Origin of the sequence: Aliiroseovarius halocynthiae (assembly GCF_007004645.1) — a bacterium.
GTDB classification, from domain to species: domain Bacteria; phylum Pseudomonadota; class Alphaproteobacteria; order Rhodobacterales; family Rhodobacteraceae; genus Aliiroseovarius; species Aliiroseovarius halocynthiae.
On the sequence record NZ_ML660019.1, the window covers coordinates 656,131 to 680,615 of the forward strand.

Annotated in this window: 22 protein-coding genes; 6 read left to right on the plus strand and 16 right to left on the minus strand. The window is 57.1% G+C overall.

The genetic code is table 11. From position 1 onward, the window contains the following. Positions 1–3: 3 nt before the first annotated feature. The 3 genes from FIL88_RS03345 to FIL88_RS03355 all read right to left on the minus strand — a co-directional run bounded on the left by FIL88_RS03345 (position 4) and on the right by FIL88_RS03355 (position 3,167). Positions 4–909, minus strand: coding sequence for a carbohydrate ABC transporter permease (locus FIL88_RS03345; RefSeq protein WP_142853436.1), 906 nt, complete (start codon positions 907–909; stop codon positions 4–6). A gap of 4 nt (positions 910–913) precedes the next feature. Next, on the minus strand, positions 914–1,837 hold the full coding sequence (locus FIL88_RS03350; protein ID WP_142852383.1) for a carbohydrate ABC transporter permease: 924 nt from the start codon (positions 1,835–1,837) through the stop codon (positions 914–916). A gap of 100 nt (positions 1,838–1,937) precedes the next feature. Further along, on the minus strand, positions 1,938–3,167 hold the full coding sequence (locus tag FIL88_RS03355; protein WP_142852384.1) for an ABC transporter substrate-binding protein: 1,230 nt from the start codon (positions 3,165–3,167) through the stop codon (positions 1,938–1,940). 147 nt (positions 3,168–3,314) lie between these two features. Here FIL88_RS03355 and FIL88_RS03360 point away from each other — a divergent pair, with 147 nt between their 5' ends. Genes FIL88_RS03360 through FIL88_RS03370 form a run of 3 tightly spaced genes read left to right on the plus strand, consistent with a single transcriptional unit; the run spans position 3,315 to position 6,539 of the window. Beyond that, on the plus strand, positions 3,315–4,349 hold the full coding sequence (locus FIL88_RS03360; RefSeq protein ID WP_142852385.1) for a LacI family transcriptional regulator: 1,035 nt from the start codon (positions 3,315–3,317) through the stop codon (positions 4,347–4,349). A gap of 25 nt (positions 4,350–4,374) precedes the next feature. Further along, complete coding sequence (locus FIL88_RS03365; RefSeq protein WP_142852386.1) at positions 4,375–5,430, plus strand: sugar phosphate isomerase/epimerase family protein; 1,056 nt, start codon at positions 4,375–4,377, stop codon at positions 5,428–5,430. Beyond that, positions 5,427–6,539, plus strand: a complete 1,113-nt coding sequence (locus FIL88_RS03370) for a Gfo/Idh/MocA family protein (protein ID WP_142852387.1) — start codon at positions 5,427–5,429, stop codon at positions 6,537–6,539. Before FIL88_RS03365 ends, FIL88_RS03370 begins: the two co-directional genes overlap by 4 nt. 19 nt (positions 6,540–6,558) lie before the next feature. Here the strand turns inward: FIL88_RS03370 and FIL88_RS03375 are convergent, their stop codons facing one another. After that, positions 6,559–7,080: a gluconokinase gene (locus FIL88_RS03375; protein ID WP_142852388.1), complete on the minus strand. Its 522-nt coding sequence runs from the start codon at positions 7,078–7,080 to the stop codon at positions 6,559–6,561. 493 nt (positions 7,081–7,573) lie between these two features. Between FIL88_RS03375 and FIL88_RS03380 the strand changes: the two genes are divergently transcribed. The 3 genes from FIL88_RS03380 to FIL88_RS03390 are packed head-to-tail and all read left to right on the plus strand — an operon-like array spanning position 7,574 to position 10,143. Further along, positions 7,574–8,467 carry a sulfotransferase gene (locus FIL88_RS03380; RefSeq protein ID WP_407642320.1) on the plus strand — a complete coding sequence of 298 codons (894 nt, stop codon included), beginning with the start codon at positions 7,574–7,576 and terminating at the stop codon, positions 8,465–8,467. Between the two features lie 49 nt (positions 8,468–8,516). Further along, a complete protein-coding gene (locus FIL88_RS03385; RefSeq protein WP_142852390.1) occupies positions 8,517–9,488 on the plus strand; it encodes an ATP-grasp domain-containing protein in 972 nt (323 codons plus the stop codon). Positions 9,489–9,492: 4 nt separating this feature from the next. Further along, on the plus strand, positions 9,493–10,143 hold the full coding sequence (locus FIL88_RS03390; protein WP_185960827.1) for an HAD family hydrolase: 651 nt from the start codon (positions 9,493–9,495) through the stop codon (positions 10,141–10,143). Here the strand turns inward: FIL88_RS03390 and FIL88_RS03395 are convergent. The 12 genes from FIL88_RS03395 to FIL88_RS03450 form a co-directional block, all read right to left on the minus strand. After that, a complete protein-coding gene (locus tag FIL88_RS03395) occupies positions 10,140–11,210 on the minus strand; it encodes a glycosyltransferase family 4 protein (RefSeq protein WP_142852392.1) in 1,071 nt (356 codons plus the stop codon). The genes FIL88_RS03390 and FIL88_RS03395 overlap by 4 nt on opposite strands. 3 nt (positions 11,211–11,213) lie before the next feature. Continuing rightward, positions 11,214–12,215 (minus strand): glycosyltransferase family 2 protein, encoded by a 1,002-nt coding sequence (locus FIL88_RS03400; protein WP_142852393.1) that lies wholly within the window; start codon positions 12,213–12,215, stop codon positions 11,214–11,216. Next, positions 12,212–13,174, minus strand: a complete 963-nt coding sequence (locus FIL88_RS03405) for an NAD-dependent epimerase/dehydratase family protein (RefSeq protein WP_142852394.1) — start codon at positions 13,172–13,174, stop codon at positions 12,212–12,214. The genes FIL88_RS03400 and FIL88_RS03405 overlap by 4 nt, the downstream gene beginning before the upstream one ends. 8 nt (positions 13,175–13,182) lie before the next feature. Beyond that, positions 13,183–14,427, minus strand: a complete 1,245-nt coding sequence (locus tag FIL88_RS03410) for a class I SAM-dependent methyltransferase (protein WP_142852395.1) — start codon at positions 14,425–14,427, stop codon at positions 13,183–13,185. Next, the gene (locus tag FIL88_RS03415) at positions 14,424–15,527 is read right to left on the minus strand and encodes an acyltransferase family protein (RefSeq protein WP_142852396.1); all 1,104 of its coding nucleotides are present in this window, start codon (positions 15,525–15,527) and stop codon (positions 14,424–14,426) included. The genes FIL88_RS03410 and FIL88_RS03415 overlap by 4 nt, the downstream gene beginning before the upstream one ends. Further along, positions 15,524–16,729 (minus strand): DegT/DnrJ/EryC1/StrS family aminotransferase, encoded by a 1,206-nt coding sequence (locus FIL88_RS03420; protein WP_142852397.1) that lies wholly within the window; start codon positions 16,727–16,729, stop codon positions 15,524–15,526. Before FIL88_RS03420 ends, FIL88_RS03415 begins: the two co-directional genes overlap by 4 nt. Before the next feature lie 20 nt (positions 16,730–16,749). Beyond that, positions 16,750–17,874 carry a CDP-glucose 4,6-dehydratase gene (gene rfbG, locus FIL88_RS03425; protein ID WP_142852398.1) on the minus strand — a complete coding sequence of 375 codons (1,125 nt, stop codon included), beginning with the start codon at positions 17,872–17,874 and terminating at the stop codon, positions 16,750–16,752. 8 nt (positions 17,875–17,882) lie between these two features. Beyond that, on the minus strand, positions 17,883–18,689 hold the full coding sequence (gene rfbF / locus FIL88_RS03430) for a glucose-1-phosphate cytidylyltransferase (RefSeq protein WP_142852399.1): 807 nt from the start codon (positions 18,687–18,689) through the stop codon (positions 17,883–17,885). Positions 18,690–18,804: 115 nt separating this feature from the next. Beyond that, on the minus strand, positions 18,805–20,457 hold the full coding sequence (locus FIL88_RS03435) for a DUF2029 domain-containing protein (protein ID WP_142852400.1): 1,653 nt from the start codon (positions 20,455–20,457) through the stop codon (positions 18,805–18,807). Next, positions 20,454–20,882 carry a GtrA family protein gene (locus FIL88_RS03440; RefSeq protein WP_142852401.1) on the minus strand — a complete coding sequence of 143 codons (429 nt, stop codon included), beginning with the start codon at positions 20,880–20,882 and terminating at the stop codon, positions 20,454–20,456. Before FIL88_RS03440 ends, FIL88_RS03435 begins: the two co-directional genes overlap by 4 nt. Next, positions 20,879–22,108, minus strand: a complete 1,230-nt coding sequence (locus tag FIL88_RS03445) for a glycosyltransferase family 4 protein (protein ID WP_142852402.1) — start codon at positions 22,106–22,108, stop codon at positions 20,879–20,881. Before FIL88_RS03445 ends, FIL88_RS03440 begins: the two co-directional genes overlap by 4 nt. Positions 22,109–22,113: 5 nt before the next feature. Then, positions 22,114–24,207: a polysaccharide biosynthesis protein gene (locus tag FIL88_RS03450; RefSeq protein WP_185960828.1), complete on the minus strand. Its 2,094-nt coding sequence runs from the start codon at positions 24,205–24,207 to the stop codon at positions 22,114–22,116. Positions 24,208–24,485 lie beyond the last annotated feature (278 nt).

Here is a 24,485-nt window from a genome sequence, read left to right on the forward strand (position 1 = left end):
GGATCAGCCTTTCACAGCGCCGGCAGCGATGCCGCGCACGAAGAGTTTGCCTGAGACAAAATAGATGATGAGGGGAACAAGACCGGTCAGCAGCGTGGCGGCCATGTTGACATTGTATTCTTTGACGCCTTGCACCGAGTTCACGATGTTGTTCAGCTGCACTGTCATCGGATAAGTTTCCGGCTTGGTGTAGATCACGCCGAACAGGAAGTCGTTCCAAATTCCGGTGACTTGCAGGATCATCGCGACAACAAAGATCGGGATCGACATGGGCAGCATCACACGGAAATAGATGCCCCAGAAACCTGCGCCGTCTACGCGGGCTGCTTTGAACAGCTCTTCCGGAAGCGACGTGAAATAGTTGCGGAACAGCAGCGTCAGGATGGGCATGCCGAAGACAGTGTGCACCAGAACAAGCCCCCACAGCGACCCCATCAGCTTGATCTCGCGCAGCATGATCACGATGGGATAGATCATCGTCTGATAGGGGATAAAGGCCCCGATGATCAGGATGGTGAAGAACACTTCCGAGCCTTTGAATTTCCAGTTGGCAAGCGCATAGCCATTTACGCTGGCGATTGCGATGGAGAGGGCGACGGACGGGACCAAGATCTTGATCGAGTTGCCAAAGCCGCGGCTCAGGCCATCGCAATTGATGCCGGTACAAGCCTCGGCCCATGCTTTGACCCAAGGTTCAAAGGTGATGTCGACGGGTGGCGCAAAGATGTTGCCCAGTCGGATTTCTGGCATGCCTTTCAGCGACGTTACCACCATCACGTAAAGTGGAAGCAGGTAATAAACGGACACCAGCAAAAGCGTGCCATAGAGGAATATGTTGCGGCGGGAAAACCGGGATTTCGGCTTGCTGCCACGCGGGCCGTCCAGAAGGCGGCTTTTGGGGGGCGACATCGTCTCAGCCACGTTTCTTTCCTCCGAATTCAAGATAAGCCCATGGGACAAGCACGATGATGACTGACAGCAACATCATGGTTGAGGCCGCAAAGCCCTGCCCAAGGTTCTGGGCTTGGAACATATAATTGATGACGTATTTCGCGGGCACTTCGGACGAGATGCCGGGACCGCCATTGGTTTGCGCCACCACCAGGTCATAAAGCTTGATGATACCGCTGGCGATAATGACCAGCGCGGTAACGAAAACCGGGCGCATCATCGGAATAATGACGCGGACATAGGTTTTTGCGACGCCGATGCCATCCACGCGTGAGGCCTTCCAGATATCTTCGTCAATACCACGCAAGCCTGCCAGCATGATCACCATGACAAAGCCGGTGCCTTGCCACAGACCCGCGATCAGGACGCCAAAGATAACGATGTCGGGATTGTTCAGCGGATCGAAAGTAAAGCTTTCCCATCCCCAACCGCGGACAACGCCCTGAAGGCCAAAATCGGGGTTCAGGATCCATTGCCACGCCAAACCGGTCACGATGAAGGACAATGCGAACGGATACAGGAAGATGGTACGGAATGCGCTTTCGAACCGGATTTTGCGATCCAAAAGGGCCGCCAGCGTGAAGCCCAGAACCATGGTCAGAACCAAAGAACAGACGCCATAGATCATCAGGTTTTCGACAGAAATCATCCAACGATTGCTGTTCCAGAGGCGTTCATATTGATCGAAGCCTACAAAGTCCCACTTTGGCAGCAAGCGCGATTTGGTGAAGGAATGGGCGACGGTCCAAGCGGTGCCACCAACAAAGACCACCAGCGCGGTCAGGATCATCGGCAGCGATGCGAACTTAGCGTTCAGATTTCGAAACAACTGTCTCGGGCGGCGCGCCGATCTCTCGGCCCCGCGGGGGTTCTCGGCATGAGACATGGGATTAGCCTTTGGGAAAGGGGCGTTTAGCGCAAAAGGGGGCAGAGCGGCGCTTGGGGTTTTGGGGTGGGGGCGCCGCTCTGCGCTGCTGTCACGTCACTTAGTCAGCGTCAGCAATAATCGCTGCATAGCTCGCCTGAGCGTCAGCGGCGGGCATATCAGATGCCCAGAACTCGGCCAGAAGATCCTGGATCTGTGTCTGAGTATCTGCGGTCAGCGTCTGGTCGGCATTGGGAAGCACGCCGCCATCAGCGAGGATGGACAGACCTTTCTGCATGCAGTCATTGGCGGCCGACAGGTCAATATCGCCACGCACCGGCAACGATCCTTTGGCCAGATTGAAGTTCACCTGTGCCTCTTTCGAGATCAAGATTGATGCCATTTCCAGCTGTGCGGCTTTGACTTCGGCGTCATCCACAACGGGGAAATAGAACGCGTCGCCACCAGTGTCGATGATCTGGTTCAGACCCAGTCCCGGCAGGCAGGAATAGTCCTGACCAGCAACCTGTTCAGCAACCGCAAATTCACCTTGCGCCCAATCACCCATGATTTGACCGCCAGCTTTGCCGGTAATCACCATGTTGGTGGCAAGGTTCCAGTCCTGAACGTTGCTTTCACGTGCCAGTTCGCGGGCGTCTGCCGCAGCTTGGAACACTTTGGCATATTCGGGGCCCGCAGCGACATCGGCGTTCTTTTCAACGGTCACTTTGCGCCAAGTGTCTACACCGACGATGCTGATGGTGATTGCACCAAATGCGATCGACTGCTGCCAGCCTTGCTGACCCATTGCCAGAGGGACCAGCCCAGCTTTTTCCAGTGCAGGAGCTGCGGAAACGAACTCAAACCAATCCTTCGGAACCTCGACACCAGCCTTTTCAAAAGCGTCGTGGCTTAGCCACAGCCATTGGGTCGAGTGGATATTCACCGGCACACAATAAATGCGGCCTTCAAAGGTACAGCTATCCAGCAGTGACGAGGGGTTCACGATGTCGCGCCAGCCTTCGGCCTCGGCCAACTCGGTCAGGTCTGTCATCAGACCCGCCTCGATCAGCTCTTCGGCCTGGCGGCCATGGTTCAACTGCGTTGCGGCCATCGGGTCGCCGCCCAGAATGCGGCTGATAATGATGGGCCGTGCGGTGCCGCCGGAGCCTGCGATCGCACCATCAATCCAGTTGTGCGATGTCTTGGCGTCCACGGCTTTTGCAAATTCGGCCACCGCAGCAGCTTCGCCTCCCGAAGTCCACCAGTGCGTGACCTCCAGATCAGCTGCCATTGCGCCGCTAGCGCTAACAAATGCAACCGATGCTGCCAGTGCTGTTTTGAGTTTCATGTCGTTTTTCCTCCCGTCTAAAACGATGTAGTAATTTCTATAACGTTTTAGTTTTCTGTTGCAACAGAATTTTTCTGAGATAGTTTAGGTCTGCTCTGGCTAAAAGGTCTCGGTAGCGCATGCGATGGCAAAAAGAGGTTGATAATCATGACTGACAAGGCTTCCTCGCCGCAAGCGCGCCCGCAGAAACCCACGTTGAAAACAATTGCGCAAGTCAGTGGAATGGCTGTGCCGACCGTGTCTCGCGCGCTGGCGGATGCGCCGGATATCAGCGAAACGACTAAGGAAAGAATTCGCCGAATCGCGAACGAGCTGGGTTATATCCCAAACCGCGCGGGTGTCGGTTTGCGCACAGGTCGTACGAATGTCGTCTCGCTTGTGATGTCTGCAGAACGTGAAATGATGAACGTTACCGCGCGCCTTTTGTCATCGATAGGTGTCTCCTTGCGCGCGACCCCGTTTCACCTGAACGTGGTGCCTGTTTTGCCGGATGACGATCCGATGCAGGCCGTCCGCTATATCGTCGAAAACAGGACCGCTGACGGTATCATATTCAACCAAGTTCGGACAGAAGACCCACGCGCGCAGTTCCTTATGGAACGAAAATTCCCCTTCGCCACCCACGGGCGCACAAAATGGGCAGGGCAGCACGCTTATTATGACTTTGACAACTTCACATATGCCCGGTTGGGGGTAGACGAGCTGGTGCGCAAAGGGCGTAAAAATCTGATTTTGGTCGCACCGCCAATCGAACATAACTATGCGTTAGAGATGGTCGAGGGGGCGCAAAAGGCTGCCGCCGCACATGGGGTTAAGCTGCACGTCGCCAAGCAGGTGGACAGTGATGCGACGACGTTGGAAACCCGTGATTGGGCGACGCGAAAAATGACGTCGGATCCCAATATCGACGGGATCATTTGTGCATCTACTAGTGCTACGATGGCGGTTGTTGCCGGGATGGAAAGTACCGGTCGAAAAGTTGGCCATGATTTCGACGTGGTGGCGAAGGAGGCGATTCCCATGCTGCAGTTGATGCGGCCTGAAATCATCGTCGTGAACGAGAATGTAGATATTACGGGCGCCTTCTTGGCAGACGCGATTGTGCAAGCCATTCGCACCCCCGAGAATGCGCCGCTGCAATGTTTGGAAGTGCCCAACAAAGACGCACTTCACAGCTTATGACACCTGTCTGACAAGGAGAGTTGACGTGACCACTCAGATCAAAGGCCCCGCGCTGTTTTTGGCGCAGTTCGCCGGGGATGACGCCCCATTTAATTCCCTAGCGGATATCACACGCTGGGCGGCTGGATTGGGCTATAAGGGTGTGCAGATCCCCACATTTGATGCGCGGTTGTTTGATCTGGAAAAGGCGTCGGACAGCCAGACATATTGTGACGAGGTAAAGGGTATCTGTGCAGATTCCGGTGTCGAAATCACCGAGCTATCCACCCATCTTCAAGGCCAATTGGTTGCGGTTAATCCGGTCTATGACACGGCCTTTGATGCCTTCGCCCCCGAAGCGTGCCGTGGCAATCCAGCCAAGCGGCAGGCTTGGGCGGTTGAGCAGATGAAGATGGCGGCTGTTGCAAGTGAACGGCTGGGGCTGAAGCACACCGTCAGCTTCACCGGATCGCTTGCTTTTCCGTTTCTCTACCCATGGCCCCAACGCCCCGAAGGTCTGATTGAAGAAGCTTTCGCCGAGCTGGGCCGTCGATGGACACCAATCTTGAACCACTATGCAGATCACGGACAGGATATCGGGTTTGAAATCCACCCCGGCGAAGACGTGTTCGACGGCGCAACATTCGAGATGTTTGTGGATGCCTGCGACGGGCACGATGCGGCAATGATCAACTATGATCCCAGCCATTTCCTGCTGCAACAGCTGGATTATCTGGCCTTCATCGACCTGTATCACGACCGCATTAACGCCTTCCACGTCAAGGATGCCGAGTTTAATCCCGACGGGCGGCAGGGCGTCTATTCCGGCTATCAAGGCTGGATGAACCGTGCCGGACGCTTCCGGTCCTTGGGCGATGGTCAGGTGGATTTCGCGGGCATCTTCTCGAAGCTCACACAATATGGCTATGACAGCTGGGCCGTTTTGGAATGGGAATGCTGCATCAAGTCGCCAGAGCAGGGCGCAGCCGAGGGCGCGCCTTTCATCGACCGCCATCTGATTGAAGTCACTGAGAAGACATTCGATGATTTTGCAGGTGGCGAGCGGGACGAAGCTGCAATCAAAGGGATGCTGGGCCTATGACACGGTTAAAGCTGGGAATGGTCGGCGGCGGCCAAGGGGCGTTCATCGGCGGCGTCCACCGCATCGCGTCACGTATTGACGGCCGGTTCGACCTTGTCGCCGGCGCGCTGTCTTCGGACCCGGATCGTGCGGCGGCGAGCGCTGCGGAACTGGGAATCGCGCCCGACCGCTCCTACGCAAGCTTTGAGGATATGGCGGTGTCCGAGGCCACCCGCGAAGATGGGATCGACGCAGTTGCAATCGTCACGCCCAATCACATGCATGCGGGGCCTGCGATTGCCTTCCTGAACGCAGGTATTCACGTGATCTGCGACAAGCCTTTGGCGGCGAGTTTGGAAGATGGCGAGGCGATAGCCGCTGCGGCGGCTGCCAGCAGCGCCCGTTTTTTCCTGACCCATAACTACACCGGGTATCCGCTGATGCGGCAGGCCCGCGCGATGGTGGCCCGGGGTGATCTGGGGGCGATCCGGTTGGTTCAGGTGGAATATGCGCAAGACTGGCTGACCGAACCGCTGGAGCAAGATGGCCACAAACAGGCAAGCTGGCGCACCGATCCCAGCAAGTCGGGTGGTGGCGCCATTGGCGATATCGGCACCCATGCGTTCAATCTGGCCAATTTCGTATCCGGTCTTGATGTCGAAGCCCTGTCCGCCGACCTGCAAAGCTTTGGTGCGGGTCGTGCAGTGGATGATAACGCCCATGTCTTGCTGCGCTATGCAGGCGGCGCACGTGGGATGCTGTGGGCCAGTCAAGTTGCGGTCGGATGTGAAAACGGTTTGCGACTGCGCATTTACGGCGACAAGGGCGGCATTGAATGGGCGCAGGAATCGCCGAACCAGATGACCTTCACCCCGTTTGGCTACCCAAAACAGATCCTGACTCGCGGCGGTGCAGGAACCGGTCCGGAATGGACCCGCATTCCGCCCGGCCACCCTGAAGGGTATCTGGAAGGCTTTGCGACGCTTTATGATGACATCGCATCCGTGATTTCGTCGGGACAAGAGAATGACCTGCTACCCAATCTACAGGATGGGTTGGACGGGATGTGGTTTATCAACGCTGCGCGCAGATCTTCGGATGACAACGGGACATGGATCGCGCGGACGTGAACGCATTCAGGCAATTAGGTTAGCAGAGAAATTCTTCTGGCAGCAGTCGCAGGGCTTTATCTATGGTTTCTGATTTGCTGCCGGAAACATCGACGGTGCAACTTGCCTCGTCACGGTTGGGCGGTTCCAGTGTTGCAAACTGGCTGTCGAGCAAGCTTGAGGGCATGAAGTGATCCGTCCGCGCAGACATCCTGCCTTCAATCTTGTGCTGGTCCCCATGTAGATGGACAAAAAACACGTCAGGCAAGCGGTCGCGCAGCGTGTCACGGTAGCTTTTTTTGAGCGCTGAGCACGCGGCCACAACAACCTGCCCATCTTGTGCTGCTTGAGTGTCCGCAATACCCTCGGCCAAGGCTGTTAGCCAAGGATGGCGCATCTCGTCGGTCAGAGGGATGCCAGCACGCATCGCATCAACATTTTTCTGCGGATGGAAGTCGTCGGCTTCGACATAAATCGCACCGAGTTGCCGGGCGATTCCGAGTGCGACCGAGGTCTTTCCGACGCCGCTTACGCCCATCACGACAATCACTTTTTTCTGCATGGAAACCTCCCAGAGTTCTCATGTATCTATATATGATTGCGCTAACATTTGACAGCCCTCAATGCCTGATTGAAGCGCGCAAGTGTCACGTGATATCCAGTGCCCGCTGTGCCGTAAGGTATGTTCCGGATATAAATTTTCTCATCGGCTTACGCCGAGATAACGTTCAAAATCCCGGACAATACTGGTTCAATCGATGTTGGCCGCAGTGTTGGCTGACTGCCCAGAGTAGCGTCGAAGCCGTGCAGTCCGACCCGTTTCTTATCCTTTAGTCAGGCTGTAACTGGCGGAAGCACTCTATCCTATACTTTTTGAAGAAGTTTTGATTGCTTTTTAGAATGGAATAGTGGTGAATCCTTAGTACACGCAGCTGGCAGCCATATTTTTAGGCCAGTTTCGGATTTTGCATTTTGTTTTGTGCAGTTGTTGGTTGATATTAGGGGTGCTCGTTCACGAAATGAATTTATCCAGCGATGAGAAGCAGTTTCATTTTATGACCCAATCCGCGCCGACTTTCATCCATATCGGGATACACAAGACCGGCTCGTCAACCTTGCAGCACTCGTTCCGTACGCATGCGTCGATTTATTACGTCGAACGCGCAGATGTTCGAAATGCATTCATTGGACATTCTCTGGAATTTGACGCAGTCCCTTTCCCTGCCGAAGCGGAGCGCGCAGAGGATCAATCCAAGGCGCTCGTCATGTCGCACGAACGATTATCGGGCTATCCCGCGTCAGGCGGGTTCGATCGCGAACTGATCGCTGGCCGATTGGCCGAGGCCTTTCCCGAGGCGAAGATCCTGATCATTTTCCGCGAACAGTCCCGCTGGATCAAAAGCTTCTATCAACAATATGTTGCAGATGGTGGCAGCCTGAAACTGCGTGAGTTTCTGACTAATCCGCAGCCGCAAATCTATAAGATTCCCGCATTCGAGCTGGACTACCTGAATTACCATCAGCTGGTGACGCTGTATCACAACCACTTTGGTGCGCAGAACGTGTTGGCGCTTCCATTCGAGTTGATGGCGCAGGAGTTCGATGCCTTTGCCGATCGCCTGAACACATTCTTTGGCTTTGATCTTGAGCTAGAGAATGAGCTGACCAATCAGTCACGGCCATTGCTGCCGCTCTTACTTATGCGGTTTGTGAACGGAACGATCGGGAATACGCAGCTGTCTCCTGGTGGATTTGTTCCCTTGGGCTATCTGAAGCTGGCCACCAAGTTTTTGGGGGCGATGCCGGGCGCGCGGTCTTTCGATGACCGGATTGCGGCCAGATATGAGCGGCTGATCAAAGAGAAAATCGAGAGTCATTATAATGAAAGCAACACGCGGCTGGCATCATTGATCGGAATGGATCTGAGCGAATACGGGTATAGTTGCTGACAGATTTGGCTGATGTCTAGCCGTTGTTTTATTGATTGAGGAGTTCACCATGACGCGGTCGGCGCTTTCCATTCTTATCTGCTCTGCCGGGCGTCGTGTCGGTTTGATCGAGGCATTTCGTGTCGCCGCCGATCGGCTTTCTTTGGATTTGACGATACTAGCCTGCGACCTTGAGCCTGATCTTAGCGCCGCCTGCGCCGTTGCGGATCGCGCTTTCAAAGTTCCCCGATGCAATGACCCAGCCTATGTTGCTGCGATCAAGGACATCGTGCGGGATTTCAACGTGGCGCTTGTGGTGCCGACAATTGATCCCGAGCTTCAGCCGCTGGCGCAGGCTGTTGATGAGTTCACAGCGCTGGGCGCGCGGGTGCATGTCTCGGATCTGTCGGTGATCCAGATCGCGCGGGACAAGGCACGGACCTCTAACGTCTTTGCAGGCGCCGGCGTTCCGGTTCCGCGTACTTTGGATGAAACGCAGTTGCGGGCTGATCCGACCGCTCTGACATGGCCGGTCTTCGCCAAGCCCAGTGGGGGAAGCGCAAGTCGCGGATTGGCCGTCTATCACAGCATGCCGGACGTGCCGGATGCCTTTAACGAGCCGATGATCTTTCAGGATACGCTGGAAGGGCCGGAATATACGATCAACATGTTCGTGGATCAGTCGGGGGTGCTGAAATGCGTCGTTCCGCATATCAGGCTGAGCATTCGGGCAGGAGAGGTCGAAAAGGGCCGCACTGAACGGCGCGAGGATTTGAAGAAAATCGCACAGGGCATTGCAAGCGCATTACCCGGGCTGCGCGGAGTGGCCTGTTTTCAGGTCATCGATGACCCGACGCATGGCCCCCGCGTGATCGAGATTAACGCACGGTTTGGTGGTGGCTATCCGCTGGCCGACAACGCCGGGGCGACGTTTGCGCAATGGCTGTTGGAAGAGGTCTGTGATCTGCCCTCAAGCGCCAATGATGATTGGCGTGATGGTGTTTTGATGCTGCGCTATGATCGCGCGGTCTATCAGGGCTAAGCGCGTGCTGGTCTTCGATCTGGATGACACGCTGTATCTAGAGCGTGACTTTGCGTTCAGCGGCTACGTTCATGTCGGTGACTGGGTGCAGCAGCAGTTTGGCGCGCCTGATTTCGGGCTTCATTGTCGGCAGGCGTTTGAGCGCGGCGAGCGGACCCGCATTTTCAACCACGCCTGTCAGGCCGTTGGGCTCGAGGCGGACCCGGATCTGATCTCGCGTCTGATCGATGTCTATCGCAACCATCCCCCGGCCATTGATCTGTGCGCGGATGTAGCACGTTTCTTTGCACGCTCATCAGGTCCGTTTGGGCTGGTAACGGACGGACCCGAGCAGATGCAGCGCAACAAAATCGCAGCTTTGGGGCTTGAAGCAATTATCGCGCATATCTGCCCAACAGGGGCATGGCCCAAAGGATATAGGAAGCCACATCCGCGCGCCTATGAGTTGATGGAGCAGGCGGCATCGGGTGCGCGCATGGTCTATGTCGCGGACAATCCGGCCAAGGATTTTGTTACCCCAAGGGCGCGGGGCTGGGTCACGGTGCAGATCAATCGGCCAGGCAGGGTACATGCGCCGGATGCGCCGGATGACCTTCATGCGGCTGGCCACGTGATCGACAGTCTTGATGATCTGGACGCGGTCTTGGCAAACTAAAGTTTTGCGGCCCGCGAAATCACCTTATCCCAATCGGACAAGATCTGGCCAGGGGCCAAACGATCGCGATTGATCGCGGCTTGCCCGGCCATATGCGCGCGCAATGGGCTGTCTTGCATCAAACTACTGACCGCGCCGGCCAGCGCTGACGGGTTATCCACCGGGACCAGAAGTCCGTTCTCGCCCTCGACGATCATCTCACGCGGGCCGAAATCGCAATCGGTCGCGATGGCGGGAAGGCCAGCGACAGTCGCTTCAGCAAGGACGTTTGGAAAGCCTTCGAAACGCGAGGGCATGACCAGAATGTCGGCCTGCGACAGCCACGCCCCTGGGGAAAGGCTGGCGCCGGGCAGGGCGACGGTGTCTTCCAGCTGCAGGTCCTTTCGCAATGCCTCAAGCCTGTCGCGTTCGGGGCCGTCGCCATAGATTGTCAGGCGCACATTGGGGCAAGCCGCACGTACATCCGCCATGGCGCGGATCAACACGTCGAAGCCTTTTTGCGTGTCCAGCCGCCCCACCGCAACCAGACGATGGCCCGCCGGGTCGGGCTGTGCGGGATAGTTTGGATGAGGCGCGCAGGGGTTCGGAATGACAACAGATGTAGCTTGGACGGCTCGGGGCAGATCCGCGCGGGCGCGGTCTGTTTGCATGACAGCACAGGCAGCGCGGCGTACCAGAAGGTTCTGCGCGTGCCGCCAGATCGGATGCGCCTTCTGCGCGCGTGGATTATTCCGTTCGGAGATCACAACAGGCACACCCGTGCCAATTGCGGCAGCAAGGCTCAGTACATTCACCTTGGTGAGAAAAGACAGTACCAGATCGGGTTGCGTAGTGCGGATCGTGTGCCGGATCATCCCAAGACGGGCAAGCGGGTTACCGGTTTTTGCCCCATCCGGAAGGAACAGCTGCACGTCATCTGGGTAGGGGAAATAAGATCCATCCGCTGGCATATCGAAGCCCATGGCCGTGACTTCATCGCCCATCTGGGCGCGGTGTGCAGCGATCATTGCGACGACTTTTTCAGCGCCACCTGCGCCGAAACCACCCTGAACGATAAGGATTTTCACAGCTTACTCCGCAGCGCTGGGAAGTGATGATTTGCCGCCGCTATGCGGTGGAGTCACATTGTCACTCTGATCAGGTGTGTTTAATTGCGTCTCGATAAGGGGGCGATGCAGGTCTTTCGATTGCATGAAGATCCGACCGATATATTCGCCCAAAATGCCCAGAAACATCGCGTTCAATGTCATCGAGAGCAGCAGCAATACGGTGGTGGTTGCGAAACCAGCAGGCCAATCCTGCCCGAAGACCAGCTTGGCGATGATATAGAACATCATCAGAAGGAACGTACACAATCCGACGATCAGGCTGATATACGAGGCCAGCCTGAGCGGCAAAAGTGAATGGTTTATCATGCCGTCGATGGCCAGCGACAGCATGGCGCGGAACGGGAATTTTGACTCGCCTTCAAGCCGGGCCTGCCGGTCATATTCAAAGCCGATCTGGCTGAAGCCCATGCCGCTGATCAGCCCGCGCACATATGGCGAACGGTCGTCGACACGCTTCAATTCGTCCAGAATACGCCGGTCGGTCAGGCGGAATTCGCCTGCGTTCCGGGGCAGGTTGTCATCGCTGATCCGATCAATCAGCATGTAATAGAAACGGCGCGCAAAAGCGGTGATGCGTCCATCCGGCAGGCTGCGACGCACACCATAGACCACCTGATGCCCCTGTTTCCACAGGTCCAGCATTTGCGGGATCAGCTCGGGTGGATCTTGCAGGTCGCAATCCAGCTGAATAGCGCAGGCGCCACGCGCAGCACGATATCCGGTCAGGACTGACGCCTGATAGCCAACGTTTTTCGAAAAACGGATGACACGGACACGGGGGTCATTCTGCGCGATCTCGGACAGGATCAGGAAAGTGTCATCGTCCGAGTGATTGTCGGTGAAAATGATCTCTGGCTCATAACCGTCCAGTTCGGCGAATACGGCGAGCAGGCGGTCATAGGCGCGGCGGACATTCGCCTCTTCATTCAAGGCAGGGATGAGGATTGAAACAAGTGTTTTCATGCTGATCTCCTGTTCGTGGAATGGGGAAGGCTTGGGCGGGTGATCTGGGCCAGCATGGCGATCCCGTCCTTCAGATTGATGTCCGGGGTCCAGCGCAGCACATCGCTTTGGGTGCGTGGATCAATCCGAAGTTCAACCGCGTCGTCGTCCCGCTGGTCCTTGAATTGCACAAGCTGATCTGACGCCCCCATGGCCGTGATGACGGCAAGGGCGACCTCGCGCATGGTTGGGGCGCTCCCGGTTCCAATGTTTATGACCTCTGGCAGCGCGTCCGACAGCGTGCCCATGCGCAGCAGTGCCGTGACCACATCATCGACATGAATAAGATCGCGACGATCTTTGGGGCGGGCGAGGGCTATCGGCTGCTGGGCCGCACATGCGTTGATCAACGAGGGCAAAAGAAAATCCGCCGACTGCACTGGGCCATAGGTCAGCGCCAGACGTGCGGTTGAGGCTACGAATGGGAGCCGACCTCGGATGCCTGTCAGAAACTGGGTTCCGGCCAACATGGACAAGCCATAGGCGTTGACGGGCTTTTCCTTGGTGCTTTCGTGATAGGGGGCGGCAATTGGGCCATATTCCGCGATGGTTCCGGCGCGGATAAATGCCTTTGGTGCGTGAGCCGCACGGGCGCAAGCGGACAGAAGCGCCATGAGCGGCACAAGATTTGCGTCCAGCCCGGCTTGCAGATCCGACAGGTCGTCTTGCGGGGTAAAGCGGGTTCTGGCCCCAAGATGAAAGACAATTTCGGGCCGCGTGCGTGTCAGACAGGTGTCCAGCTTGCCCTGATCGGAAAGCTGAACGCGCTGAATATCAAGGCGCGCGGCAATGTTGGCGACCCGCTCAAGCGTCGAGGTCGGGCGCACCAGCAGCGTCACCTCGTCCCCGCGCGCAAGGCATCTGCGCGTAAGGTGAGAGCCAATGAAGCCCGTGCCGCCAGTGATCAGAACCCGTGCCATTCCGTCACCTATGGCACAAGACGCGGCATCGGCAGGGGCACGATGAACTTGCCGCCGCGTGCTTCGAAGTCGGACATCTGATCGCGGATTTCATCAAAGAAATTCCACGCGAGAACCAACAGATAGTCAGGCTTGCGCTCTGCCACCACGTCGGGCGACAGGATCGGAAGGCGCGTGCCGGGGGTGAACAGGCCCTGCTTCAGCGGGTTCTTGTCCACCACGAAATCAAGCGTCTCGGCACCAATGCCGAAATAGTTTAGCAGCGTGTTACCTTTGGCTGGTGCGCCGTAGGCCGCGACGGTTTTCCCCTCGGCCTTGATGTCGGACAGCATCTGTTTCAACTGGCGTCCCAGCTCGTCGACACGTTCGGCAAAGGCCTCGTAGGTGGCGCGCTGGGTCAGCCCTGCTGTATCTTCCTCGGCCAGCATTTCGGCGACGACTGGCGCGGGGGCCTGCCCAAGGCTGGCGCGTTTCATGAAGACTCGCATGGATCCGCCATGCACCGGCAGTTTGGTAACATCCACCACATCCATCCCGCGCGATTGACCAAGCCGGACAATCGACAGCAGGCTCAGCTCGGACATGTGCTCGTGATAGACATTGTCGAACTGGTTGGCCTCGACGATCTTCTTGCCCCACGGCACCTCGATCACGAAAACACCGTCATCATCCAGCAGAACAAGAACTGCGTCCATGAACCCGTGCAAATCGTCGATGTGATTAAACGTGTTCGTGGTGGTGATGACTTTCGCGGGCCCCTTGTCTTTCAGAACCGCGCTTGCGGTTTCGGGATTGAAATAGGCGGTCAGCACATCAACGCCGCGCTCTTTTGCAAGCGGCGCAAGGTTGGCTGCCGGGTCGATACCAAGAACCGTGGCACCCGCTTTCACGGCATGGCCCAGCATCAGGCCGTCATTGCAGCCCACATCGACGATCAAGCCGCCATCCGCATGCTCACTGGCCACTGACGCAAGCCCCGCGAAGTGTTCGTGCATGGTGGCAGCGCCCGAGGGAACGTATAGATAATCCTCGAAAAACGCGTCGGGCACCTGATCGGCGACCTGAATGAGTCCGCAATCCAGACAGGCTTGGGTATTCAGCTCGAATGCTGGTTGGCGCTGTTCCGGGTCTGCGGTTTTAGCAAACATGTTTGCGGGCGGATGCGCGCCCATTGGCAGGAAAAGAAACAGGTTCTTAGATCCGCATGTGCGGCACTGAGACAGGGTCGATGCGGGTTTGGATTGCACATTCATGAAAGCGTTCCCTTTTGAATAATTTTAGGTCGAGTGGCCCAATTCTTGACCAGTTTCTGAGGATATTTTTCAAACAATATGAAAGAAATATGAGCTGCCGCGATGGACAGGATGAAGGTGACGACGCCGAACAGAAAAACACTGAGCCACGCGTTGTCCGAGAAGAAGTCAAGCTTTTGAAACACGACGCGGGTGGGCATGTAGATATAGGGATGCACCAGATACAGGCTGTAGCTGATCGTCCCCAGATATTGCGCCCAGCGCGCAGACAGAATCCGTGCGGTGACGCTGTCTTTCTCGACCGCGAAGAGGAAATATAGAAAGGTCAGCGCCATGCAGATCAGGGTGATCGGCTCGCGCAGTTCCCCGGCACGGAAGTCGAAATGCGCGCGCGAGGCGGCATAGGCCAGCGACAGCGCGGCGATGATTTCCAGCAGCGGGCGGGCGGGTAGCTTCTGGACGATCTGCCTGCCATGCAGCACGAAGACCAGAATGCCTGCGACGAAATAGATGGATTTCGGGAAGATCACCAGAAACGCGATCGAGGCAAGAGTGATGAGCATCTGCAGCCCGCGCATCCTTTGGGTGATCGCGAATGCGCCTAGACCGGCAAGGATGTAGAACATCATCTCATAGGTCAGGCTCCACGCGTTCGGGGTCAGCTGTTCGGTGCCCGCCAGCAGGTTGGTGAAGGTCAACGCATATAGGATCGTGGGCAGGTCGTTCATCTGCGGTTGCAGGTTGGTGACCGCATTCCCAGCGATGAAGATCAGCGAGAAGACCAGAAACAGCGGATAGATCCGCAGCATTCTGCGGGTCGCGAAATCACGTGGTGTATAGCGAAAGGCGCTGGGCAGGATCACGAAACCTGAAATTGCGAAGAACAGATAGACAAAGAAGGTGCCGAAATTCCAAAGCGGCTCGGACACGGCAAGATAGGCTGCGTTGTCGGAGTAAACATGTTCCGCCGTGCCACCGACGATATGGGCAAACAGCACCATTGCAGCGGCCACGCCCCTCAACCCGTGAATGCCAGTATTCTGGCCGCCCTCATAGGGCAGCCAGTCCGGCAATTGGTGAGGGGCGCGAAGCTGGCTCATTGCGCGGCAACCCCTTGTTGCTGCTTGGCAAAGTCAGCAAACATCTCGTGCACGTATTCCACGTGCGCGGGTGTCAGCCCGTGATGCACCGCCAGAAGGATCCCGCCCTTCATCACCTGATCCGACACGGGATATCCTGCCGGATCCGACGTATAGGTGACGCTTTTCATGGCGGGTTGGCGCAGGATGTTGCCGGTAAAGACCGGGCGTGTTTGGATGTCTGCCTTTTCCAGATGGATCTGAAGATCACGCCGGGTGAAAGGCGCGCCCTCGCGCAAGGTCAGCGGGAAGGACAGCCAGCCGGTGCGGCTATTAGGCAGTTGTTTTGGCAGGATGAACCAGTCTTCATAGGCCTTGAAGAAGGCCATATGCGCGTCGAAGTTCTTTTCCCGCTCGCGGATGTTGTGATCCAGTTTATCCAACTGCACCAAGCCGAAGGCCGCACTGATTTCCGAGGGTTCAAGGTTATAGCCCAGATCTTCGAACAGGAACTTGGCGTCATAATCGATCCCGTCCACCTGCACGTTAAAGCGGTTCTCGATTGTCTCGGATTCCACAAAAAGCGATGAGCTGCGGCCCCATGAGCGCAGAAGCAGCGCTTTGCGGCCCAGCTCTTCGTCATTCACACACAGCATCCCACCATTGCCCGCGCCGTTGATCACATGCGAGCCATAGAAGCTGGTGGTCGAGACGTCCGAGAACTTGCCGGTGCTGTCCGAGCCAATCGTGGCACCCAGCGTATCGGCGCTGTCCTCGATCACCTTCAGACCATGCGCATCCGCCAACTCGCGAATGCGGCGCCAGTCTGGCAAATTGCCGATCAGCGACGGGATCATCACGGCCGAAGTATTGGGCGTAATCATTCGCTCGATTGCGTCCACGTCGATGTTGTACGTGCCGGGGGCCACGTCCACGAAGGCGGGCACCAGCCCCTGACGCACCAGCGGCGCGACGGTGGTGGCGAACGTCAGGGCAGGGGTGATCACCTCGCTGCCCTTGGGCAGGTCCAGAATTTCGACCGCCAGATAATTGGCGCTGGATCCCGAGTTCACCATGATCCCGTGATTTTTTGCAAACAGCGCCGCGACACGTTCCTGCATTTTGCGCACGCGCGGGCCCATCTGGGTCGAGGTCTTCAGCACGTCGACAACGGCGTCGATCTCCTCCTGACCATGTACGGTCTGTCCGTAATTCACTCGCATATCAATCTCCTTCTCTGGCGCTATTGTGCGGCCAGCGATGTTGTGTCCTGAGATGCCCCCGACATCAGTGCGCCGTAATGCGCGATCTGGGACATGGTAAATTCTTTCATGTTTTCATTCGCTTGGTGGGCGCGATACCAATCGACCGTCATCTGAACCGCATGCGCCAGATCCAGTTGCGGTCGCCAGCCCAATTGGGTCTGTGCCTTGGTGCTGTCCAGTCGAAGCACGCCCGCCTCGTGCATCTTGGGATCGGCCTGACCGAATTCGAACTGCGGACCATTTGTCCCCCAGCTTTCTTGCATCTGCGCTGCAAGTTCCCGCACATTGACAGTGCCCGAGATATCGGGGCCAAAGTTCCACGGGCCCGCGAAGGGCGCGCCGTCGGTCAGCAGCCGCGCGGCCAGTGCCAGATAGCCGGAAAGAGGCTCTAGCACATGTTGCCAAGGTCGAATGCTGGCGGGGTTACGGATCTGTACGGGCTGGCCAGCGACGGTCGCGCGCACGATGTCCGGGATCAACCGATCCTCGCCCCAGTCACCACCACCAAACACGTTACCTGCCCGCACCGTTGCCAGTTGCGGGCCGTCTGCTGTGTTGAAGAACGAGCGTTGATAGGCTTGGGCCACAAGTTCGGTTGCACCTTTCGACGCACTGTAGGGATCAGAGCCACCCATCGGGTCATTCTCGCGATAGCCCCAGCTCCACTCGTTATTCTCGTAGCATTTGTCACTTGTGACGACGATTGCCGCTTTCAGCGACGGCATCGCGCGCGCCAGATCCAGCACATGCGCCGTGCCTGACACGTTGGTCGCGAAGGTTGCGGCTGGTTCGGCGTAGGACCGGCGCACGAAAGGTTGCGCGGCCATATGGATCATCAGATCGGCGTCGATATCGCGGGCCTGCATCAGCAAAGCTTCACGATCGCGAATGTCGATCAGGCGGCTGTCCATATTGCCTGTCAGCCCCGTCACATCACACAGGTTCGGGCCGGGATCGGGTGCAAGGGCTATGCCCGTCACACGCGCACCAAGCTGCATCAGCCAATGGCTGATCCAACCGCCCTTGAACCCGGTATGCCCGGTGACAAGGACGTGGCGGCCGTGGAATGTGCCGCCGAAATCAGAGGGAACAGCGCCGGACATTCTGCACCTCAAATCGCAAGGGCCGTGATGTCATTCGGCAGCTCTTCATTGAAGCGCATCCAAGGCGGCGTTTCCTCTTCGCACAGCTCGTTCAGCGTGTTGCGGTCGCGGATCGTGTCCATTGGATGCCAGAACCCGTCATGGCGATATGCCATCAACTCGCAATCCTGCGCCATTTGGGTCAGCGGAGACTGTTCCAGCGGCTCCATATCATCGACGAAATAGTCCATAACCTCGGGCTCAAAAACGAAGAAGCCCCCGTTGATCCAGGTGTCACGGCGGCGCACCTTCTCGGTGAAGGCCTCAACCCGATCGCCGGCAAGTTCGATGTTGCCGAAACGCGCTGGCGGCTGCACAGCGGTCACCGTGGCCAGCTTGCCATGCGATTTGTGGAAGTCGATCAGCGCGTTGATGTCGATATTGCCTACCCCATCGGAATAGGTGACCATGAACGGGCCGGGCTTCAGCCATTCTTTCAGACGACGAATGCGTCCGCTGGTCATGGTTTTCGGGCCGGTATCCACGACCGAGACATTCCAGCCGCCGGGGGCAACCGGAACCAGATCCATTTTCCCGCTGTCCAGCGACACGCTGATATTGTTGGCGATCAGGTGATAATTCGCGAAATACTGCTTTAGCGACAAGGATTTGTAACCTGCGGCCACGATGAAATCGTTGTGGCCGAACTGGCTGTAGATATCCATGACGCGGGTGATGATCGGGCGTCCTCCGACCTCGACCATGGGTTTCGGGATGGCGACAGTTTCTTCGGCCAGACGCGAGCCAAGTCCGCCTGCTAGCAAGATCGTTTGCATGGTTCGTTCCCCCCTTCGAATGATGTGTGAACGGTTGTGAAATGCGCCCCGATCAGTGCCACCCTAGGGACGCGGTTTTGAAAATTGATTGGTTGAAATGGTTGCAGGATGGGGGTCATTCTGAAATCTCCCCGGGTTGAAGAAAGACGCGACCCTTGCCGTAGCGATTGGTCAGACCGTCGATAGAAATTTCGCGATAGCCCTTTTCGATCGCGTAGTTCAGAAGCGGCGCCTCGAGCGCGGGTTCGTATCCCAGCACAAAGGCGGCGGGCGGTTCAAAATCGAACACCTCGGTGATCTGATCCGGTCCGGCCATAACGTAGTGCTGTGCAAGCTCTGGGTCCGTGTAGGGCGCGATGCGATAGGCAAATTGGCCAGTGGCAAGCTCGGGATAGATGTCCAGCCCGGCTTCGAGCGGATAGATCGGCAGCAGGGTTGCGACCTTACCGTTGACGATGCCGCGATCAGACATCGCTTTTGCAAGCGCGTTGCCCCCGGCATTCATACGTTCCGGGGTCGATGCGGTGACCCCCAGTGTTGTGCGCAGATCCGGGGCGAGCCAAGGCAGGGCGGTCAGGACACACAGCAGGGACGCAGCAGCAAGAACCGAACGCGTGAGTTCCTGATGCGGCCAAGGCACGCGGGCCAGCATCAACGCGGCCAGTACGGGCAACAGCACCAAGGGTGCCACGTAGTATTGTGAGAAACCGGGCGTGGGCAGGAAGCTCATCATCGCGGTTGTCAGAAGGGCCCCCAGCACGACCATGATCGGTGCAAGGGTGGTATGCGGATCCACGCGCTCGGGATCAGTAGGTGTCGAAAATGCCATCCATGCAAAGCACAGGATCACAAAACTTAGGATCAGCGGAACGCCTGAGAGCCAGATCCCATAGGCCAGATAGGCCTTTGCCCAAAGGCTCATGGCCAGATCGGGTTCGCTCAGGTGGTTGGCCTCCCAATAGTCGACGTGGGGACCGGTGTGGAACTGAACGATATGGGCTAGGAACAGCTGTGGGTCTGACAAAAGCAGCATGAATAGGGGCAATGCAGCCACAAGCCCCCCAAAAAGCACCGGCAAAGCGACACGGCGCACACGCAGCCGGAAGGGCAGCGCGGCGGGCAAGAGGAACGCGGCAACGGCTACCGGCGGGATAAAGGCAACTGCACTGACTTTGATGCCTGCCGCGATAGACAGGCATATGCCGGATGCAAACAGGCGCGAGCGACGCAATGTTTGATCTTTCAACTCGATCACGAACAGGCCCAGCCCGCCAAGTGCGAAGGGTAGTGGTAGCAAGTTGTTGGACGCGGCCATCCCAGGCTCGTTCATCAGCGGGTGACAGGTCAGGGTCGCGACGACGGCAAACAGAGCAAACCCTGTTGAACCTGACAGGCGCAGTGTAAGCCACCCCGTCACGCCCGCCAGCATAAGCCATACGGCGAAAACCCCGATACGGGCCGAGAACAGAAGCCCGCCAGCCCCGAAGAACAGATCGAAGACGCGGAAGTACCACGCAGAATAGGGTACGTGGTTATAGAACAGATCTTGATACAGAGACAGATCGCTGAGCAGGCGGGCAGGAGGGACGAACATCATCTCGTCCCTGCGCAGCCCATAGCCCATTAGGCGGCCATAGACAGCGGCCAGAAGAATGGCAAAGCCGATCACCAAGGCAATCTGTCCCATGCGGCGGGCGACTGGGTCGTCCAACGTTTTGCGTGGCATATGCGTGTCAGATGTGGATTTGAACAGATCGGTTACACTCATGCTGCACCTTTTCCGTTGTCGGACCCGCCGCGCAGTGCGGCCGAGACGAGTTTGAAGGACAAAAGAACCGTTGGGACCAAGGCGATGGCTTGTGCCAGATAGGCGCCTATGTCGAAGCCCATCAGCAGCTTCAGCAAACCGGCGTTGAACAGGTAAACCGCCACATAAGCCGCGACATATTGGGGGAAGCGACCGTAACCGCGGGTGCCAAAGACGAAACGTCCATGGGTCATGTGATTGAACACCACACCAATGGCGAATTGCAGGGCCAGCGCCGCTTGGGGATATGCGCCCGCGAAGACAAACGCAGCATAGATCGAATAGCCGAACCCGGTATTCACCACACCAGCCAAGACGAACCGCAAGAAGCGGTTGCCCTGATCTGGCGTTTCGCCCGAAGGCATCGGCGTCGCAGCGCGGATCATGATGCAAGCTCCGCAAATTCCAGCCCCTTGGGCAGTCTTGCCTCGGGGGTGAGCGGTTCGACCCCCATGTGCTGCATTAGGATCGAGTTCACCAGATGCACGTCAAAACGCTGGCACGCGTGAACACGTGCGGCTTTTCCCATTTTTACGGCAAGCCATGGTTCGTTGATGAAGATCTTCATCGTCTGCGCAAGGGCGTCAGCGTCCCCTTGAGGGAATACCAGACCAGACACGCCGTCTTGGGTGGCTTCGCCACAACCGGGGGCGTCTGTGGTGATCACAGCGCGTCCACTGGACATGGCCTCAAGGATCGACCGCGGGACGCCCTCACGCAGCTCGGTCGGCAAGACAAACACGCTGCATTTGGCCAGATACGGACGTACGTCGCGTGTCTCGCCCAGCCAGTTGACCAGTCCGCGCTTCTGCCAACCGGCAAACAGGGCGGGGTCGATGGCGTCAGGGTTGCTGTCTGCCGGTCCCAAAATGTCGATGTCACATTCATGCCCTTGGGCACGAAGAATTTCGGCGGCCTTGCCAAGGGTCAAAAGCCCCTTGCTGCGCAATAGCCGTCCAACGAATAGGAATCTTGTGCGCCCAGTGGGAATGGGCGTGTCGAAATAGCGGCGCGTGTCCACGCCAGAGCCGGGCACGTCATGCAGCGGCACGCGGTCGGGGATCAGATGAAAGCGGCGAATGTCACGCCGATCCGCCGAGTTATAGCAAAAAGCCCCATGAATGCGGCGCAGAGCAATCCGGTGCAGTAGGATCGACAGATCCCGAACGCGCTTGCGTCGTCCGCTCGGGTTCTCCTCCATGAAACTATAGCCAAGCCCAGTGAACAGCGCATAGCGATGCGGTACGCCCGCGATCTGCGCGGCGAGGCTGCCATAGATGTTTGGTTTCATGGTGTATGAGATCACAAGCTCGGGCTTTTCTCGACGAAAGAAGCGCACCAGTTCCCAGAGTGTTTTAAGATCGCGCAGCGGGTTGGTGCCTGTGCGGTCCATATAGATGGGACAGGGACGCACACCGATGTCCCGAAGCGTCCGTGCCGTTTCATCGTCGATATCTGCAGCAACAGCCAGTACTTCATAGCCATTCGCGGCCAGCCTGCGGATCAGATCGAGGCGGAAGTTCACCAAGGACCATCCAAGGCTTCCCAATACCACGGCCTTCTTCGGCGCGCTGGCAGCTGTCGCGTCATGTGTTTTTTTTGGCGCGCGCATGGTTTTTACTCGCCCGCCCACAGGCGCTGTGCGTTTGCGCTTTTATCGCCATTCTGCCGTTCTGGCCCCGCGACGGGCGCTGGGAAAGACGAACGATGGCGAATGATGCAGTGTACGTTTGCACGCTGGGACGTGTCCGCGTGATCTCCGTAACCGGGAACAAGGTCGATCAGCTGTCGACGCACAGCGGCTTCGTCGCCTGCACGCGCAGCGGTCTCAAGCGCTACTATGGCAGAGCGCAGCTGCGCCATCGGAACTCCGTCGGGCAGCGCGCTGTCGACGGATTCAATGCCACTGTCACGGCGCTCTTCGGCCTTGTCGAACAGCTCTTCAAACAGTTTCTCGCCGGGACGGATGCCGACAAAATCGATGTCGATATCGCGATAAGGCTCAAGCCCGGCCATGCGGATCATGCGTTCGGCCAGATCGACGATCTTGACTGGCTCACCCATGTCCAAAACGAAGATTTCGCCCAGACCGGAATTGCGCGCCAGACCTTTGGCCGCGGCCACAACGGTCAGTTGCACGGCCTCGCGGATAGTCATGAAAAAGCGTTCCATCCGGCGGTCGGTGACGGTCAGCGGGCCGCCCTCGGAAATCTGTTTTTGGAACAGTGGGATCAGCGACCCAGACGACCCCAGGACGTTCCCAAAGCGGACCGAGAAGAAACGCGTCTGCGTCGCATTTTCCTGACCTTGCTTCTGATAGGTGATGCGGTCCTGTGCTTGCGCATAGAACTCGGCCACGCGCTTGGTCGCGCCCATCACGTTGGTGGTGTTTACTGCCTTGTCGGTCGAGATCTGGACCATCGCGATGGCCCTCACGTCACGCGCGGCATCTGCCACGTTGCGGGTGCCGATGACATTGGTCAGAACGCCTTCGCAGGGGTTCAGTTCGACCATTGGCACATGCTTCAACGCAGCTGCGTTAAACACCAGTTCGGGCTTATAGCGCTGGAATACAGCCTGAACGCGCTGGGCATCGCGAATGCAGCCCACATGCACCTGACGGTTCACGTTGGGATAGTTCTTCCCAAGATCCATATCGACCGAGTATGCGTTGAATTCGCAATTGTCCAAAAGCACCAGAAGTGACGGATCGAAGGATGCAATCTGGCGCGACAGCTCGCTGCCGATCGAGCCGCCGGCGCCGGTGATCAGGACCCGACGACCTTCGATCATCTGACGCAGAAGCGAGCGCTCCACGGCCTTCTGTGGGCGGTTCAGGATCTCTTCGGGTTGAATGGCGCGCAGTTTGATTTCGTTGTCACCGACTTGATCTAGCACCGGATCAGCCAACCCCGGCAGGCGCGAGATTTTTACGCCGTTCGAAGTCGCCCAGGATAGCAGAGTGAAAATTCCCTTATTGTCGAAATGGGACACATCTTCAGTCAGCAGAAGCTGGCGAGCTCTCATTTCGCAGGATTCGATCGCCTCGATAGCTGCTTTGGGTTGACGGATCGATCCAAGGATTTGGGCATTGCGGAAATGCAACCCGGTCGAACCGGTTGCGTCGTCGATAATGCCAACCGGAACATAGGTCGAGCAGGTTCGGTCCAATGACCTTAAAAACAAATCGCAATTCGTACCGGTTCCAATCAATACCACCGGAATTTGCTGTTCGGCAATACGGTCTGCTTGCTTAGTGCGGCGCACAAGCTCGCGGTGGCGCGCAATAATGCGAAGCATGCCAGTGAATGGTATTGTTGCAAGAAACTGGATGATGAAGACCGCGAACGGAATCGGGGCCAATGCCTCAATCTGAGTAGCGATCAAAATCTGCGTGCTGATTGCCAGTAAGGCACCACGGGATATGACCATCACATCTCTCAGCGACGTGGATCGCGAATGCTGTCTGTAGAGCCCAATGCATGTGAACGTAACGAAGTTAATCACTCCGGCCAAAAGCATCATTGGTCCCATCACCGATGCCAATTCGTCGGTGACAGCGCCGCCATGTGACAGGCTGATCGCCGCAAAAACCGCTGCGGCCGCGGCGAAGATGTCACCTATTACCAGCTTACGGTTTGCATACAGCTCTTTCTTTTTCTGAGTAAGACAGAGCTTCAGTTTGTTTTTTATTCCATTACGAGCAGACATTCGTCCTTCCGCAGAAGACACGAGCCCCATTCCATCAAGCATTTTAAGAACCTTCCCCGGCTCTGAGATAAATACATTGTTCAAATTTCGTGACGCTCCAGGGGCGCACGACAGAAATTTATAGTTCTCGAGATGCTGAACAGGTTGATATTTTCCAACACGGGAGGCTGGAAAATATCAGCCCTTGAGTATTTCAAACAAATCGCTCAACATCTCACTTCACTCGTTACAAATGTGCCCTCACCACAAACCATTTACTGCGCCAAAATCTGGCAAAC